At 53.3% G+C, this 16,899-nt stretch carries 12 protein-coding genes and 3 pseudogenes; 10 read left to right on the top strand and 5 right to left on the bottom strand.

Annotated features, from left to right (window positions below):
* The first annotated feature begins 122 nt into the window (after positions 1 to 122).
* A complete protein-coding gene (locus HLG70_RS07650; protein ID WP_250157080.1) occupies positions 123 to 2,150 on the top strand; it encodes a pre-toxin TG domain-containing protein in 2,028 nt (675 codons plus the stop codon).
* Positions 2,131 to 2,391 carry a hypothetical protein gene (locus HLG70_RS07645; RefSeq protein ID WP_171662351.1) on the top strand — a complete coding sequence of 87 codons (261 nt, stop codon included), beginning with the start codon at positions 2,131 to 2,133 and terminating at the stop codon, positions 2,389 to 2,391. The genes HLG70_RS07650 and HLG70_RS07645 overlap by 20 nt, the downstream gene beginning before the upstream one ends.
* Before the next feature lie 91 nt (positions 2,392 to 2,482).
* On the opposite strand, the pseudogene HLG70_RS07640 reads toward HLG70_RS07645, so the two are convergent.
* Positions 2,483 to 3,623 (bottom strand): annotated as a pseudogene (locus HLG70_RS07640) (IS3 family transposase).
* Between the two features lie 167 nt (positions 3,624 to 3,790).
* Between HLG70_RS07640 and HLG70_RS07635 the strand changes: the two are divergent.
* From HLG70_RS07635 to HLG70_RS07600, 8 genes and pseudogenes are all read left to right on the top strand, one after another.
* Positions 3,791 to 4,147: a hypothetical protein gene (locus HLG70_RS07635; protein ID WP_171662352.1), complete on the top strand. Its 357-nt coding sequence runs from the start codon at positions 3,791 to 3,793 to the stop codon at positions 4,145 to 4,147.
* A gap of 21 nt (positions 4,148 to 4,168) precedes the next feature.
* Positions 4,169 to 4,435, top strand: coding sequence for a hemagglutinin repeat-containing protein (locus HLG70_RS29725; RefSeq protein WP_171662642.1), 267 nt, complete (start codon positions 4,169 to 4,171; stop codon positions 4,433 to 4,435).
* A gap of 736 nt (positions 4,436 to 5,171) precedes the next feature.
* Positions 5,172 to 5,660, top strand: coding sequence for a pentapeptide repeat-containing protein (locus tag HLG70_RS07625; protein ID WP_171662353.1), 489 nt, complete (start codon positions 5,172 to 5,174; stop codon positions 5,658 to 5,660).
* 123 nt (positions 5,661 to 5,783) lie between these two features.
* A pseudogene (locus HLG70_RS29720) lies at positions 5,784 to 6,206 on the top strand (hemagglutinin repeat-containing protein); the annotation flags it as partial.
* Positions 6,133 to 6,426 (top strand): hypothetical protein, encoded by a 294-nt coding sequence (locus HLG70_RS07615; protein WP_171662354.1) that lies wholly within the window; start codon positions 6,133 to 6,135, stop codon positions 6,424 to 6,426. The pseudogene HLG70_RS29720 and the gene HLG70_RS07615, both read left to right, overlap by 74 nt.
* 308 nt (positions 6,427 to 6,734) lie before the next feature.
* Complete coding sequence (locus tag HLG70_RS07610) at positions 6,735 to 6,983, top strand: Imm74 family immunity protein (protein ID WP_171662355.1); 249 nt, start codon at positions 6,735 to 6,737, stop codon at positions 6,981 to 6,983.
* 19 nt (positions 6,984 to 7,002) lie between these two features.
* The gene (locus HLG70_RS07605) at positions 7,003 to 7,725 is read left to right on the top strand and encodes a hypothetical protein (protein ID WP_171662356.1); all 723 of its coding nucleotides are present in this window, start codon (positions 7,003 to 7,005) and stop codon (positions 7,723 to 7,725) included.
* A 459-nt stretch (positions 7,726 to 8,184) separates the two neighbouring features.
* Positions 8,185 to 8,328: pseudogene (locus HLG70_RS07600) on the top strand (transposase); the annotation flags it as partial.
* 3,313 nt (positions 8,329 to 11,641) lie between these two features.
* Here HLG70_RS07600 and HLG70_RS07595 read toward each other — a convergent pair.
* From HLG70_RS07595 to HLG70_RS07580, 4 genes are all read right to left on the bottom strand, one after another.
* Positions 11,642 to 12,676 (bottom strand): ATP-binding protein, encoded by a 1,035-nt coding sequence (locus HLG70_RS07595; RefSeq protein WP_171662357.1) that lies wholly within the window; start codon positions 12,674 to 12,676, stop codon positions 11,642 to 11,644.
* Positions 12,655 to 14,550, bottom strand: coding sequence for a hypothetical protein (locus HLG70_RS07590; RefSeq protein ID WP_171662358.1), 1,896 nt, complete (start codon positions 14,548 to 14,550; stop codon positions 12,655 to 12,657). The genes HLG70_RS07595 and HLG70_RS07590 overlap by 22 nt, the downstream gene beginning before the upstream one ends.
* 72 nt (positions 14,551 to 14,622) lie before the next feature.
* Positions 14,623 to 15,294 carry a hypothetical protein gene (locus HLG70_RS07585; RefSeq protein WP_171662359.1) on the bottom strand — a complete coding sequence of 224 codons (672 nt, stop codon included), beginning with the start codon at positions 15,292 to 15,294 and terminating at the stop codon, positions 14,623 to 14,625.
* A gap of 488 nt (positions 15,295 to 15,782) precedes the next feature.
* Positions 15,783 to 16,880, bottom strand: a complete 1,098-nt coding sequence (locus HLG70_RS07580) for a site-specific integrase (RefSeq protein WP_171662360.1) — start codon at positions 16,878 to 16,880, stop codon at positions 15,783 to 15,785.
* Positions 16,881 to 16,899: the final 19 nt, after the last annotated feature.

The raw sequence follows: 16,899 nt of genomic DNA, 5'->3' as shown, positions 1-16,899 counted from the left end.
GCTTGCAGGACAGCAGCAAGTACGACTCCAAGAACAAGAGCGCGGGCTTTGGGCTGGTCTTGTGCATCCCCCCGTATTGCGCGGGTTCGAGCAGCGTCTCGGCCAACGCCAGCACCGGCAAGATGAACAGCGACTTCAAGTCCGTCACGGAGCAGACGGGCCTGTGGGCGGGCGACGGCGGCTTCCTGATTGACGTCAAGAACAACACCACGCTGATCGGCAGCGTCATCGCCAGCAGCGACAAGGCGGTGGCTGATGGCCTGAACAAGCTGACCACGGGCACGCTGGTCACAGAAGACATCAAGAACACGGCGCGGTATAGCGGCAGCCAGGTGTCGGTGGGGGGAGGGTTCGGGTTTGGCGGCGGCAAGGCGGGCGACTCGGGCCTGGGCACCACCAAGGACGGGCAGGTCGCCGGTGGCGCGACCAAGGATGCGGGTTCGTCGATATCGACGGGCAGCGGCGGATTTGGGATGGGTACGCCGGTCGTGGTCGCGGCCAGCGGCAACGCCAGCTCGACTACGCAAAGCGGTATCAGCGGCGGGACGATCGTCATTCGTGACGAGGCAGGGCAGCTGGCGCTGACTGGTAAGACTGCCGCGGAAACGATTGCGTCGTTGAACCGGGATACGTCGGATACGTTGAACGCGCTGAAGCCGATCTTTGACAAGGAGAAGATCGAGGCGGGGTTTGAGATTGCGTCGGAAGCCAGCCGGCAGATGGGGCAGTTTTTGACGAATCGGGCGAAGGAAACGCAAGACGCGAAGGAGCGTTCGGAAGACAAATCGCTTTCGTATTCGGATCGCGCTAAAGCCGCCCAGGAATATGCTGACCTGGAAAGTAAATGGGGCGCGCAGGGGACCTATAGCCAGTGGGCCACGGTTATTCTGGGCGCAGCAAGTGGCAATGTGACCGGGGGCACCAGTCAGTTCATCCAAGCCGCCGCCGTCAACTACCTGCAAACCCTGGGCGCCGCCAAGATCAAGGAGTTGAGCGGTGTGCTGGGCGGAGAGGGCTCTGTCGGACATGCCGCGCTGCATGCGGTACTGGGCTGCGCAGGGGCTGCCGCGCAAGGCGCATCGTGCGGTGCTGGCGGTGCAGGCGCGCTCTCCGGCGTTGTGCTGAGCAAGTTGTTGGAGAGCATGGATGGAGCCCACGGCAAGGATCTGTCTCCTGAAGAAGCACAAGCCCGTGTCAACCTGATAAGCAGCATCGTCGCAGGCATTGCCGCATCGATTGATCCCACGGCAGCAGTGCCGGCGGAGATTGCGGCGCGTATAGAGGTGGAGAACAACAGCCTCTACAGGAACCGTGGCAAGGTCGCCCGGATGAAGGCCGAGTTGGTAGGTCGTCTGGAGGCGGAATGCGGCAACGATACTAGCTGCTTGCTGGCCGGGTGGGCGGAAGCAGATCGGATGGTAGCGTCGTATGACGAGGTGCTCACGCTGACCCACTACCCCGACATGACCAAGGAGAAAGCCGATGCGCTCGCTCAAGCGGTGTTGGATCTGGCTCCGGGGGTGTCAAACGCCAGTGCGCTGTATGAACTGGTGACGGGCAAGACGGCGACCGGCGATGAGGCGAATCGCTTCTTTGCTGGGATTGGGCTGGTGCCGGTGTTCGGTGGCATTCTTAAAAAGGGCGGTCAAGCGATACACGTGTTTGCGGAGGCGGATAAGGCGCTTGATGTTGCGAAATTGGGGGGGAAGGGTGGCGCGGCAGCAAAAGGCGCAGGTGGGGCGTTAGATGACCTTGCTTCAAGCAAGGTCAAGTGGGTTGATGAGAATGCGGGCATGAGTTCGCGTGCTCGGGATTACAATGATTCGGCAACTGGCGCTCGCTCAAATCCTGCAACCCAAACTGGTCAAGCCCCTGCACTAGAAAGAACAATGCCTGATGAATCAACGAGGTTGGTCAAGTTCGATGGTGTGGATGGCGATGTTTTAGTTGATCGCAAAATTTCGGTAGTGACAACGAGCAAGTCCAAAGACCAGGCACTTAGGCAGTCAGATGTATTAAGTCAGAATGGGTTAACTGCGCGCTGGGAAGTACCTACCCAAGCTCAGGCAGCCAGAGCTCAGAAAATGTTTGATGAGCTAGGAATTAAAAATATTTCAGTGAAGGTGATTCATGAGCCAGGAAATCAATGAGCACGTTGTGCGAGCTATCGTTGAGGTTGCTGTATTTCTTGAATTTTCGGGAGAGGAGGAAATAAATCCGGATGCTGCCGTGCGGGTGCTTGAACAATTAGCTTCGACATTGCAAATGATGGATTCAAAAACTAAATCATCTTTGTGTTCGCAGTTTGAAAATGTTGCAATTGAATACTCAGATGAGCAGGCAGAATTTGTGGAAAATCTGGGCGAAGCGCTGGGATTGATCGAGGAGTAATTTCCCCTCCGGCTTAATAGTGATGTAGAGGTTCTGACTGATCTGACACCGGCCTTGCGCCGGTGTGACCCTAACTGACCCTAACCCCGAATTAGTCCGGATCAGAAGTAGAGATTTCCGGCTCATTGAGGTTGGTACTTTGGCCGCTGGCCAAGTGCTGGCGCGCGTATTCAGCTGGTGCCTGCCACTTCAGAGCGGAGTGGGGACGAACCTCGTTATAGTACGTCCGCCAGGCGTCGATTTTCTCCTTGGCATCGGCAAATGACAAGAACCAGTGGCTGTTCAGGCATTCCTGACGGAAGCGGCCATTGAAGGATTCGCACTGCGCATTGTCCGTCGGCTTACCGGGCCGGCTGAAGTCGATTTCCACCCCATTTCGTATGCCCATTTGTCCATGGCTTTGGAGATGAACTCGCTGCCGTTATCGGTTTTGATGACGCGCGGCAAGCCGCGCAGTGCGCATACGCGCCCCAGCGTCGCCACCACGTCGTCACCCCGCAGGTTTTGCCCAATGTCGATGGCCAGACACTCTCTGGTGTAATTGTCGACCAAGGTCAACGCACGCAGGCGACGACCATCGAACAGTTGGTCCATGACGAAGTCCATGCTCCAGATGTCATTTATGGCTTGCGCGATCGCTTTGGGTTGGCGACGTTGCGCCGACTTATTGCGCTTGGGGCGCTTGTGCCGCAAGGACAAGCCTTGTTCTCGATACAAGCGGTAGACCCGTTTGTGATTGTCTCGATAGCCTTCACGGCGCAGCATCACGTGTACACGCCGGTATCCGTAGTGAACCCGCGTATGCGCTATCTCGTGGATTCGCATGACCAGCGCGCCACTGTTGCGTCGGCACGATTCGTAGCGATACAACGACCGGGAAATCATGACTACGGCGCATGCCTTGGTCACGCCGACGCCGTAGCGCTTCATCAGATCATCCACGAGTACGCGGCGCCGCGAAGGCTTCAAAGCTCTTTTGCCAGAACGTCCTGCAACATAGCCTTGTCCAGCGACAGGTCTGCGACCAGGCGCTTGAGTCGATTGCATTCCTCTTCAAGCTGGCGAAGTCGTCGCAGCTCCGAGGGGCCAAGCCCCCCGAATTTCTTCTTCCAGTTGTAGAAGGTGGCTTCGCTCACCCCCATCTTGCGGCAGACCTCGGGTACGGCCGTTCCCAGTTCGGCCTGCTTCAGCGCAAAGGCGATTTGCTCTTCGGTGTATTTCGATCTCTTCACGGCATGGCTCCTATTCCATATGGTGAAATCATGCCGGATTTCTCTAATTTAGATCGGTACTAAAAACTGGGTTAGGGTCATCCGCAGGGTATGCAATACTTTAGTCCTGTTGCTACTTTGCAAAAATACTTTACGGGTGAGACAGTGATCCCGAAGAGTGCATTCGAATGAAATTGAAGATTGATTTTCCCGCGGATTTGAGGACGGAAGACCTCCTCCAACAGAAGAGAATTCCCTGCCTGTGCAAAATATCCAAGGAATTCGAAGTTGTGTTTTCAGATACCGTTCCTCACTCATCCGGGGTCGTCTCGGAATGGGATCGTAAGGAATTGGAGTTGAGGGCCGTGGCTGGAGGGGGAGGGGAATATACGCATTACGCCAATAGCCTTATTACTTTAAAAAGCGTCGGGGATAACTTATATGAGATCATCGATCTTCAGATGTTTTACACGAGCTTTGGTTGGTGCGAAGTCTTGAAGGAAGGAAAATATGCGCCGCCTGGCGATTTTTGGGATGAGGAATAGCGCTCTCCGTGTCACGTAGACATTAAAGTTTCAAAGATCACCGTCAACGGGTCGACCCTGTCGACCGGCAACACGCTGGCGATCCAGTCCGGCGGCGACACCACGCTCAAGGGCGCGACGGGCAAGGCCGAGCGGATCATTGCGTCCGTCGGCGGCAACCTGCTGCTGGATCATCGGCAGGTGTATCTGCGGAATTGGCTGCTCAAGAGACGAAGGCGGCTTACGATTTCGCTGAAAAAGCCTCTCAGTATCTTAATGGAGCTAAAAAGTGAAAAAGGAAGTAGTTAAGCGTTGGGTTGAAGCCGGAATAATTCTAGCAAAAGACCCCAAAGCAGACGTCGACTGCCCTGTGTGCCGAACGGCAACGCTGCTAGTAACAGATGTTAGAGGGGATGCGGGGGCTGCCGAGTTCGAACGCCTAATGATATGTCCGTCTTGCGGGGCGGGAAACGCGCTTAGGATGAATGATGATGTAAGTTAAATGTTCCAAAAGAGGCTACAGCTGCTTTACCAAGCTCGATTATTCACGTGCGTTCCTTCGCTGCTCGCTTTGGTCGTGGCCTGAGCGATCAAAGCATCAAGCATCTGCGCAACAAATTTCTGTTGGCTCAATGGGCCGTCCGGCGGGACCACTACGACTTCGCCTATTTCAAATGCAGGTTCCGCAACGATAATATTTAGCTATGGGAACGGGCAAAGACCGGATAAGCCATATGTGAGTTCTGGCGCGGGAGTAACGCCTGGAATAATTGAAGAAGCGTTGCGCGGTGACCTCGCATTCGGGGCGCAGGGAGCGGTGTCTTTGCCGGCGGTTCAGCGGTGCGCAGAGTGATTGTTGGCTGGGGAAATTCCGCCGGCAATTAAGATGGACGGAGATGTAATTGTTGATGGCAACCATAGTATATCGCTGCCCGGATATTGGGGCGAGGTGTTGAGGCGATTCCGGGAGTCTTGTCGAGTTCGATGCGAGGGAATGTGAAGTCGGTATCTGGAATGATGTGGATTATACGGATTGGGGAAATGAATGATCGTCCTTCTGTATCAAACGGGTGAGTCTTTGGAACTAGATTTAAATAGTTTGATTGGCGCGAATTTTGAAGGGGTGAACTTGCATCGGATTATTTTCGATGGAAGGATTTTGCATGGATGCAATTTTTCCAATTCGTCGTTAAGAAACGCTGGATTTGTTGGTGCCGACCTTTCTAATGCGAAGCTGCAAGGCGCTTCGCTAATGAATGCGTACTTTATGCGTGCCATGATGAAAGACTGCAATTTCGAAGACGCAATGTTGGTGGGTGCTGATTTCACGTGCGCAGATCTGACCTGCGCAAAGCTATCAAATTCAGACGTTCGCTTTTGCAGTTTTAAGGGCGCCACGTTAAAGGGGGCAGATCTTGGAGTCATCAATGCGGAGAGTGCGGATTGGTCTGGTGCTATTTATGATGTAAGGACGATATGGCCCACGGGGTTTGATCCAGCAGGAGCCGAGCTAGTAAGAGACGCGGAACGATAAAACGGAAGAACTAGGATACCGTCTGGGTAGTTAAGCGCTCGAGCGTAATCGGGGCGATATGTCGGACGCGGCAACGCCAACGGGAAGGACGAAAGCTGGACCAACACTCACGTCACCGCCGGCAACATACTGGCGATTCAGTCAGGCGGCGACACCACGCTCAAGGGCGCGACAGGCAAGGCCGAGCAGATCATCGCGTCGGTAGGCGGCAACCTGCTGCTGGAGAGCTTGCAGGACAGCAGCAAGTACGACTCCAAGAACAAGAGCGCGGGCTTTGGGCTGGTCTTGTGCATCCCGCCGTACTGCGCGGGTTCGAGCAGCATCTCGGCCAACGCCAGCACCGGCAAGATGAACCGACTTCAAGTCCGTCACGGAGCAGACGGGCCTGTGGGCGGGCGACGGTGGGTTCCTGATCGACGTCAAGAACAACACCACGCTGATCGGCAGCGTCATCGCCAGCAGCAACAAGGCGGTGGCCGATGGTCTGAACAAGCTGACCACGGGCACGCTGGTTACGGAAGACCTCAAGAACACGGCGCGCTATAGCGGCAGCCAGGTGTCGGTGGGGGGAGGGTTTGGGTTTGGCGGGGACGCCAAGGCGGCTGATCCGGGCCTGGGCACCACTAAGGGCGGCCAAGTGGCCGGCGGCGCGACCAAGGATGCGGGTTCGTCGATATCGACGGGCAGCGGCGGATTTGGGATGGGAACGCCGGTCGTGGTCGCGGCCCGCCGGAAAATCCGGGAACTGCCAAAGACGGGGCGATAATTGCCGAGAAGGTCGGGGTAAGGGTTGTGAGTAAGGGAGGGCTGCAGCGGCTGCGGGTCCAAAAGGTGTATCTGCTAACCCAAGTGAGGCGGTTTTTTGGTCTGCCAGAACAGATGGAGTTGGTAGCGCAGATATAGCCCAGAAGATTGCGACGCAAGCGGGGCGTGCAGTAATCTAGCAGAGTTTGCGACCTGGAAATATTTGGGAGGCGGCGGCGTTGCCTGCGCTGATGAAAGAGCTTGCCGCAGATGAAATTATTATTACTGGCCCTGTACGGCTGAGAAAATTGTTCATATAAGAGGCGATGTATGATTCTTGAAGTCTCTCGGGGGCACATCCAAGTAAAAATTGGAGATAGAACGGCGACCGTTCAGGGGGAGATGTTCTTTCCAGGCAACGATAAAATTGGTTTTGTGCTGTGGCGAGAGTCTTTGAAGTTTTGGAACGCTCCCAATAAAAATCAGATTATGACTTCCCATGGTGTCGATTTGGTAATCGCTGATATTCAGGCCGATTTTTCCAAGGGCGGGCATACCTTGGAAGTTGAAATCCAGTAAATGCAAACGGGAAGCGAGAGTGGACCGCATTAAACTCGTCTTTGATTCTAATGAGATAACTGGGCTTGATTATTTCAAGTTGATTCTGGTCGCCTTGAGGGAAATGGGGTTGCCAGAAAGTTTCTCCGTTAAAGGGTGTGATATTTCGATTCCAGAACTCGAGGCGGTAATTTCGAAGAAAAATACCTGGCCCAGTGGGGTAGGGTCAAAAGGGATGGACTTCATGTTTGGTAGGCTGCCGGCCTGGAAGATTTGTTTTCTCGAAGTGTCCGGTAAAGGCATCTCCACAGATGCATCTATGCAAGAATTTGCTCAGTTCCTTATCCCTACTGATGGATTTATTCAAGCGTGGATATACGACATTGAATATGAATATTGGCAAAATGCTAAAGATCCTCTGGAGTACGAGAAGGCAGGTCGTTCAACTGTAGATATTCCAAAAAGATCCAATGGATTGCCTGCCCCCCTCAATCAATTGGAGATTGACACATCCCATAACCCCGGGCGGACCGAGCTTAAGATCGGATATGTTGAGGCAATTGGAAGATTGATGTGGTTGGGCGAAAAATTCTGGTCGAGAGTGGGAGTCGACAAAGTATTAAGTTGTGATCTATTGAAAGATCAGGGATTCGATGTCGCTGAAAGCCAGGGCGTCGTGAAGGTGATCGCAGGCAGCGGATTTTGTGATGTATCAACCCAGGCCAGACAGATAATCGCTCGCAAAATCTTGTTTGGCGGGTAAAAGGGCTGGCAATTTATAGTAATCATGGCCGGCTCTTAATCCATTGTTCAAGGAAGTTGGTAAGGTGATTAAGGGGCGTGGTGTTGTCAAAGATTCGATACGTGAATAGGGCGGTTCTATGTTTATAAATAAAGGAAATTTTATCCGCCCGGTTCGTATACTATTTTCCCTTGCAGGCATAGCGCTTTGTGCTGCTGGCCTGAGGTTTGATATGTATTTCTTAGCCTTGGTTGGTATGGTCGTTGGGGGAATTGGTATGTATTCTTCTAAGGCGTCGGCAGTAGGAATAAAACCATTTGATGGCCGAAAATCAAAGCCCGATGGTAATGGGTCCATTCTCTAGTATTGGTAAGTCTTATTTAGCGGTCCATCTTTGGATTGACTCTAACCCAGTTTTTAGTATCGATCTAAATTAGAGAAATCCGGCATGATTTCACCATATGGAAAAGGAGCCATGCCTTGAAGAGATCCAAATACACCGAAGAGCAAATAGCCTTCGCACTCAAGCAATCCGAACTGGGAACCGCCGTGCCCGAGGTCTGCCGCAAGATGGGCGTAGGCGAGGCCACGTTCTACAACTGGAAGAAGAAATTCGGAGGCCTCGACCCATGCGGTCTTGACTGCAATCAGTTATGGATATCCCACATGAGCATGAAATAGTTAGAGATGCATTTGGCCGATGGATTTCGGGTCTGTTCGGCTCTGTGTGTGGTTGGAATCCAAGTGTCAAATTTATCGAACAAAGGGAACTTTTTTTTTCACTCCTCGAAAAACTTCTCGACGACGGGCGGGTAATGTTTATCGCTCCTGGTGCCGATTGCTACATCTCCTCGGATAATCCTAAGACTGGTGGCCAGCAGGTACTGTCACCGTACACGGGACAGATCAGCTGATTGCCGCCGCAGTCAGTAATTAAGCTCGCTACGAAAATCCTCGGTGAAAATAATGTCAGAACTTTTAAAGGAGGCGAATGATGGCTTGGCCGGTTTTGCAAGTTCTCGTGCTCTCCTGGGGATGACGTGTTTGTTGCGTGGAAGGAAGAGCCTCGAGGGTGCGTCTTTTCAATTTATTTGAATGGTGTCGATCATGTTATGGCTGCCGAAATTTTTCGAAGTTTGCGTGGGCGGTGCTCGTAAAGTATAGATTGATATCCGGGGACGGTGAGGCGCTGGTCGTCACGTTCGAGTAAACAACTAGACGACGTGGGGCGCGCAGGGGACGTATAGCCAGTGGGCTGCGGTCATTCTGGGGCGCAGCCAGTAGCAATGTGACCGGGGCGCCAGCCAGTTTTCGTCCAGGCCGCCGCCGTCAACTATATGCAAATCTTTGGCGCCGCCAAGATCAAGGAGTTGAGCGGTGTGCTAGGTGGGTAGTGTTCTGTCCTAGGATCGTACGATATAAGTTTGTACCGTATGGAGATTGATATGTTTGGTGGTAGTAAAGAAAATTGGGTTGTGCGAGGGAAGTCTATTACCCAGCTGATTAAAGAGCTTAGGACTTTCGAAAATCAAGATCTGGTTGTTGAGGTTTCATTGGATGGCGGTATAACTTCGCAACCAATAAGTCTCGTCGGAAAATTATCAGGAAAATGCGTTCTGCTTTGTTTGAATGAGCCGAATGACTAGGTCGTCTATAGATGGTCTTGGAAGTGGCGGCGTCGTGTCGCCGCCCGGTTCCCACGAAATTCCAGGAAAACTCATTCGGAATTCTAGAAGCGATGTGAAGGTAGTCGCCGGTATTGGCCGGTATTCTTCGCGAGTAGCGCGTTGAGGATAAAACCTTTCCGCGATGATAGTGGAGCAACTTTCGCCGACCAGGCGGAGCAGGGGGGCGGGTTTCTGAGGCGGCTTCATCAAGCTACTAGTTACCACCCCATCCTGAATCAGTTGCCAGGCGCGTTCGCCACTGGATCATTAACTTTGCAGACGCCGAGCATCCCGGCCTGTGGGGACCGCAGGTTTCGGAGACGATTTTCTCCGATGAGCACACTCGTCTCACGATTGACCGATTCGACCCTGACATCATCAGTGAACGGCTCGGCTTCGGCGACATACGTACACCTAGTGGAGCGACCGCCGCGGAACAAGTGGGCTGGTCCGGTTGAGCGTATCGCGTGGGATTGCTCGCTGCGATTTGCGGGCCGGATACCGCGGGCTCCAGTCAAGAAGCGTTCTTCGTAATGGGAGTCGGTTGACAAGAATTTGGCTCACGAAACGCAGCGGCCTCTCTATGAGATGCTGACACCAATGAGCCACATTTGTGTCATTGACGGTGGACACAAAGTTGGCGATAAACCGTCAATGGACACAAATCTCTCTTCTGCCCGCTTTCGGGCGCGTGTCGGTTACTCAGGACGCTGCCGTGATAGCGCCGAGAATATGAACACTGTGAGCGAACGAATCTCGGGCACTCAACTTGGCTGACGAGTTGCCGGGCTCTTAAATGTGTGGATTATTTTCAAAAACGAGATGCCAATTTTAGGGACGAAAAGCGACGGCTCGGGATAGTTGTTTGGTGGTGCGGAATGCGCCCCATGCGGGCCAGAGACGCGCGAAGCCCACTTCTTTCAAGTGCCTCGACCAAATACACCGTACTGACAGTCTTAAGTCGGGAGGGGGGGTTAGGAGGGCGATCGAACCTTGTTTTCCAATTGTATCTAGAAATCGTATATACAGACCGATGGGTGGCTGAAGTAGCTGGCAGTGGATGGGCGAATTATTGTAGAGTTCTTCCATCAATGCCATGCGTTCGATAGAGCGTCGCGAACTAAAGGGTCCATTAATTAGCTTGATCCGAGTTTCTACCCATTGATTGGTCCATCCAAATATTTGATAGAAGCAATAAAGCAGTATCCACAATCGGGCTTGCGAAGAGCCAGCCGCAAAGAGCAGCTCCTCGCCGCGTTCGGAGAGTCGCACAGATTGCCGGGGACGGGCAGAAACCATACCTTCAAAATGATGCCGCCACGCTTCTATTGCTAGCAAAAAGGGACAGCGAGGGAATATGGGGAGGCTCCCGGTCCCAATCATAGAAGGCATCCAAGCGCCCGTGTGCAACGCGTTGCCGCACCGACAATGAGTAACCTTGGCTACCCTCAGCAACCTTCTGCGGATCAGTAGATATTCAAATCTGACTGGGTTTGCGCGCAGAGTGTCCTGCATAAATGGGGTGGCCGCGGGCAACGACACAGTCTTGGCCGGTTTCCACTTGAAGTAGTGCGCTAGGCCGCAGGGGGGTGGAAAGCATGCAAACGCTAATGAGAGGCGCGACGTGGCGTCGGCGGCAGGATCGCATGTCCAGGTCGTTCCGTTTCCCGTCGTGATCTGTGGGATGCGCTGAAGCGGCATACTCAGAATTTCACGCCCCAGTGACGCTATCCATCGACCGACAAGACCGTATGATAGCCTTATTGACAAATTCGATAGCATTGGTGTGCGATATCTATCCATTGGGTGCCACAATCCCTTTTGGCCAAGTGGCATCGCACAATTTCTGCAGGTAAAAGGCGGACGTGGAAACCATTCCCTATTGTCCAAAACTGGATATCCGCAGGCGCGGCAGCTTCTTAAGAATGAATCGCCATGCAACGGACAGCGGACTAGCGACAACACGTCACAATAGAGTGAACGATATCCATGTGAAATGCATATTGGGCAGTATCGCCCCGTAGGCGCGATACGGATTAGACTATCAGTGGCTCCCTGAATTCTATATCTGAGGCGGGCAGATATTGATTTTGGTAGTAATTCCTGTTGATGGAGCTCCCAAATGCTCTTTGGATCTGTGCCGTTGGCATCTGCTAACTTCAACAGGAGAGAGGCTGGATCCTCGTAGGGGTACAGCCAAGCACGACTTACAATGATTAAGCCATCCTGTGCCTGGCTGTCCTTCCCCATGGAACTGCACCCCATTCGGCTCATGGCCACCTTCTCGCGCTCTCCAAAGATTCGCGCCAGGCTGCGTCGAGATTTTCAGGGCTTGCCGCTACCCCGGTCCACTTGCGGAAAAGAAATGTCCGGATAGTCTCCGACAGCGTCTGCATTCCAACCTGCATGTCACGGTTTTTTCCCCTCGGGCATAGCAGGGCATAGAGTCTCTCTGCCTCCTGAGCCAAGCGCCAAGCAGACGCGTACTGTTCCGGCATAAAAAATTCGGTTATGGATATATCAGAACCTTCAGGGTAGGGGCACATAGAGGGGTCATCGCAAAGACTAAGTAATGCGTGTAATTCCGAGATGGATTCTATTCCTCGATATTCATATTTGTTCAAGAGAAACCGGCCAACGATGTCGTCTCTGTCTTTTTCTCTCAGATCGACCTTCGCGGCAGAGAGCTGATCCGTCCCGAAGAATATCGTTTGGAGACTGATTCCATGGAGGCCTAGTTCGTTTGACACGTCGCGTAATCTCGTTAAATCGGGTGGCGTATAGTTTTGTGCCTCATCCACAAAGATTACAATGCAGCCTGCGTTTCGCGCTTCCGCGAGTGCTATCAAACCAGCGACTAGAGCGCGACGCCGCTGCCACGCAGATGAACGACTGGTAATGGTTTTGTGAAGGCCAAGGGATACGAGCATGTCGCCATAGAGTGCCGCCTCGGTTGGCGCATCATGGTCATTTGCAAGAAATGTGCAGAATGCTACATCGAGAAAGGTCTCCGCCAAAAATGAGATAAGTCCGGCTATGGCGAAGGTCTTTCCAATCCGGGACCTTCCTATGAAGAAAGTCCCGGGCGTGTTGTAAAAAACTTTGTCCGCTATTGTCTTAAACGCATCTTGCAAAGGTGGCGTAGGAAGGATAAGTTTATTTTGGACGAGTGGATGATAACGGGTTGCTCTGTCCCGCGTTGCCCCCTCCCTAAGAAACACTTCGCGCGCCACGCGCGGTGACTTAAAGGACGAGGAATAATTAATTTGAGACCCCTTAGGGTTTACTTTACGATTGATCTCCATTTTGTGCTCCCAGATGATTGTGGAAGTGGCCGCCGCGTTGATACTTCGACAGATATACTCTTCTTAGGCCTCAGGGAGGAGGTGGTTTCGCGTTGCTGATAAGGCCTACGCTCGCTTTTTGCGTGGCGAAACTTGGCCAGCTGTGTCGCAAATTTCGAAAGTTTTTTCGGCCTCTTCCTAGCATCTGCCAATGTGCCGCTTTCAACTTGGCGTGAGAACTGGTCCAAATCTCCACGTTCTTCACACGCGCTTGGAGGGGTGTCGATATATTCGTCCCGATGCAACATCATGTTATGAAGCTCTCTAGGAAGAGGCTGAAAGCGCCAACGACCCATGATGCGGAGGGAGCCGAAATATTGGCCGTCACCGCGATAAGCTTCGATTTTTCGAATGTCCCGATCCGGAATGTGAAGGACTAGCTTCTGGCCCACAAGATGGGGGGACCCGACCAGTTTCTGGCTGGTATATTCTAGATTGTCAAATTGAACGTAAGGATTGCGCTTGTGGCGAGCATTACGCACTGTTCTAACCTCCGTCATCACTCCCAGCTCCGGGACTGAATGCGTCGGTGGCGAAATACGGCATGGGATTATTCCTAAGATCCCATCATTTACTGCCTCTTTAAGGACTTGAAGCGGGGATCTACGGCCAAGAGACCGCTTCGGTGTTGCGTTATAGTTCGCAATGAGCGCCTCAGTGAATTCAATTAGTTCATTTAACTCGATTTGATGGGCCTTAGCCTCGCTAACGGGGTCCATACGAAGCAGGTCCGACCGGCCGCCCGTGGTGGACGGAATACGATGAAACCCCCGAGCTTCAAGGGCTCGATGAAGGCGCTCTTGAAGACTGTTGTGCGACCAGTTTCCAATAGCTCCATAGCAAAGGTGCAATCCTAGTCGGCGGCGCACCTTTTCCCGTATACGATCAGAGAGATGTTCCAAAGCATTGTCTAATGTCAGGATTGCTGGAAAACACTTTGCCAGTTCTGGGATCATCGAAGGAAATCCCGCGCCTTGAATGTATTCAATATCTTTTGTTTTAAACTCCCACGGAGCCCAAGGAGTTAACGCGTGAAGAATGGCATCCTCAACCGCGGCACTAGTGATGTGTGAACCGATGAACAATCGATATCCAAGTACGGCACGGCTAATCGCTTCCTGAATCGGGATGAGCCAGAGCCGCTCGAAGGGTATATATGCGGGCCCATCCGGCGTCTGGATGGCCACGGTACCAAAACAATCTATGCGATGCCCGTCAATGGAAGCGAGGTCGTATGCGTTGGAGAACAAAGTCAATTCACTCTGCAACCCGGTACCCACTTCCGGTGCCCGCGCCCCGGTCGAATTGACGGCACTGATTTGCCCGCATGACTCAAGTAGAGTCTTGTATCGGTATAGCGACCTAATAGCTTTTCCTGGGCTACAAAGCGGATAGTCCTTCTCCGTTAAACCATGGGCTCTACATATTTTTTGGAAATCGTCTGCTAGCGTTCCGATCCAGTAACGTTTTGATTTATCTTTTTCTGGATGATTTTTTTGGTTAATCCGCTTCCGGAGTTCCAGCTCGATTTCGGGATAGGATTTTAAGAATTGACTAAATGCGCCCGCATAACCGTGTGCAGCTTCAGCCCCAGTGGGAGGGTTGGCAATGCGAGTGTAAGAGGACGCTCTTACATACGGCAGTAATGCGCGCCAGCCCAGAATAGCGCCATCACTTGCTAGCGTCAGACAGCGCGCAAGTTTTTTGGATATTTTTGTGCGTGGTATTCCCGCGTCTCTTGCGACAGCGGCAAGGGAAGTCCCTCTAACGTAGGCAGTAATCGCACGTTGATACTTAGCGTATGTTTCGGCTTGGCTCTCCGGCATTTGAGACATATCTAACGCCGGCCATCGAGACGTATCCTTCAGCCATTCAGGTAAACTGCTGATAAGGTGCCTTCCCATCTTTTAGCCCATCCAGATCTCGGTGCTGTATGAAAGTGGCAAGATATCTAGCGTTCCGCAAAGCGCGCCACTCAGCAACTGTGATGCAACTGCCGCGAGTAACCGGGATCGTGCGTCCTCATCCTTGGCAAGGGTGACTATCTGCCTTATGGTTACTCGATCGTGGCGGCGCAAGAAGGCATGAAGGATATCTAGCTCCAAATTGATCGCTACATATCGATTAAGGTGCGCCAGTTTTAGCAACCGAGCCACGTTGCGCAGGCGCTCCTGGTGTTCGACGAAGAATCCTTCGGGATACATTAAGTGGAGCGCGCCATCGCCTGTGTCGTGGGATGGGATATGCGCCGGTGCACGTGCCGGCCCGCCCGAATGGGCAGAGAAAATCACATAATCAGATGCTGGGGATGATCCGATTGCTGTGATCCTGGCCTTGCATCTCGGGCATGTACCCTTGCCTGGAGCGTAGTATTCGAGTCTTGAAATCGAATGGTCGATCTCGAGATGCAGAAAAAGCCACCACGCTAGCTTTGAGCGCAGGACGACGTCATCGTCTGCCTTCGGACTATAGGTGTACCAAAGCACCTCGACGGCGTAGCCACGCAGGTCTTGTGCGTTCGAGAGTTTGCTTCTTAAAGATGTCGCAGGACGCGGCGGTGTCTTGGTCAGCCCGGGCATCTTGACCTCCGGCGAGGTTCGACCATTTAGCGCCTTTTACTCTACGCCTTGAGGTTTGCTCTAGCAACTGTTTAATAAATGATAGAGTTAGAGGTGCAAAACCTATTAATATCGCTGGCGGAACGCTAGTGGCTTTTTGATTATGAATAGGCTTAGTTCACGCCAATGATAATGCGCGTTCGAATTCTGCTTGAATGCGAGGTTGCTCTGGCTGTGAAGTTCAGAAAAATGTTCGATTAAAATTCGGCGAGGTGCGGATCTGCAGGCGGGGACGCATCAGCACAGGGTGGGGTAGGGCCCTGGATGCGAGACGTCGAGCGAATCTGTCGGCTATGGTCGATATTGAATTAGCGCTTTTACGAGGATGGGCGCTTTGGATTTCGCTCCTATGAAGAGCGGTTGAAGCGGAGGGGCGTTGCGGAGTTCCGGCGTTCAGATTTAGGTATCGTCCGACCACGCTGAGTGCATCTCCGGCCTACGGTTCCCCCTCAAGTGGTAGTTTCACTGCGCTCTTCGGCGCCATCAAAGAGGCGTGCTGCTGCGGAGCGTACGGAAGAGCCTGCCCGGTGGTAGCCGACGACGCTCGCGACGCTGCTATGTCCGGTCATTGCCATGATTTCTGCCATTGGTATGCCCTGAGATCCAGCCTCGGTGACGAACCCGGCTCGTAGACTGTGAGCGGCATACCTTCCGTCCAAACCGGCGCGCTTTGCACGCTCGATGACGATTCGCCGGACGGATTCTGTGCTTAACGGGCCACCCACAACACCGTGGCGGCGTACCCGTCGAAAGAGTGGCCCCTCAGTGATACCCGCTGATTGAAGCCAGTGCGTCAGCGCATCGGCTGCCGCACCCACGATCGGTTTGTAGCTGTTCGCATCAATCCGGCCCTCTTGATTTGTTTTGCTTTGGTCCAGAATGAACACGTAGCTCTCGCCGCGTCGCTTGGTGTTCTCCACGGTTGCCGCTACGACCTCTGACCGCCGTCGACCGCCACTCGACCAGGCGAACAAGAGAAGGGCGCGGTCTCGTATGCCCAATAGCGAGTCGTCGCAGGTTTCGAGCATTTTTTTGAGTGGGTGCAATGTTAAAGCGTCCACCTTCTGAGGTCGCACGCCCCGCTTGACGTACGCACGCCGGATTCGTGATAGCAACCTTTGAACTACAGGCACGCGGCATGGGCTCTCCATGCGTTGAGCAAGGTGTGCCTCAGACATCACGGCCACACGGTGTTCAACCGTAGAGAGAGCCAGAGCACCCGCTTTCTTCTTGATGCCCAGGCGCACGAGTTCGCGGTCAACATCATCAGGAAGCCCGTGCCGCAAGCCATCGGAGGCGACGTGTTCCACGTGATCCGTGATGAACGTCAGGATTGCTTCTACGGACAGGGGAAGCGTCAGCGCCCGACCGAAACGCAGACTATGCCAGGCGGACCAATATTTGATGGCGGCGCGATAGGAAACGAGCGTGTTTGTGGAGCTGCCTTCGCGCAGCAGCGCGCGAATAGCGGAGTCGACGGACGGCTCTACACTAAGGCAGCGCTCCGATCGGCGCGCTGCCTCGTTAGTTGATTGAGAGGGGTTCATCAGGAGCCTACAGTCGCCT

This window comes from Achromobacter deleyi (genome assembly GCF_013116765.2).
Taxonomy (GTDB): Bacteria; Pseudomonadota; Gammaproteobacteria; order Burkholderiales; family Burkholderiaceae_B; genus Achromobacter; species Achromobacter deleyi_A.
This window is presented reverse-complemented; position numbering and strand designations above follow the sequence as displayed.

Excerpts from the sequence above, each read along its gene's own strand:
- HLG70_RS07650 (WP_250157080.1), top strand. The coding sequence starts at position 123 with ATGAACAGCGACTTCAAGTCCGTCACGGAGCAGACGGGCCTGTGGGCG.
- HLG70_RS07645 (WP_171662351.1), top strand. The coding sequence starts at position 2,131 with ATGAGCCAGGAAATCAATGAGCACGTTGTGCGAGCTATCGTTGAGGTT.
- HLG70_RS07635 (WP_171662352.1), top strand. The coding sequence starts at position 3,791 with ATGAAATTGAAGATTGATTTTCCCGCGGATTTGAGGACGGAAGACCTC.
- HLG70_RS07625 (WP_171662353.1), top strand. The coding sequence starts at position 5,172 with ATGATCGTCCTTCTGTATCAAACGGGTGAGTCTTTGGAACTAGATTTA.
- HLG70_RS07610 (WP_171662355.1), top strand. The coding sequence starts at position 6,735 with ATGATTCTTGAAGTCTCTCGGGGGCACATCCAAGTAAAAATTGGAGAT.
- HLG70_RS07595 (WP_171662357.1), bottom strand. The coding sequence starts at position 12,676 with ATGGAGATCAATCGTAAAGTAAACCCTAAGGGGTCTCAAATTAATTAT.
- HLG70_RS07590 (WP_171662358.1), bottom strand. The coding sequence starts at position 14,550 with ATGTCTCAAATGCCGGAGAGCCAAGCCGAAACATACGCTAAGTATCAA.
- HLG70_RS07585 (WP_171662359.1), bottom strand. The coding sequence starts at position 15,294 with ATGCCCGGGCTGACCAAGACACCGCCGCGTCCTGCGACATCTTTAAGA.
- HLG70_RS07580 (WP_171662360.1), bottom strand. The coding sequence starts at position 16,880 with ATGAACCCCTCTCAATCAACTAACGAGGCAGCGCGCCGATCGGAGCGC.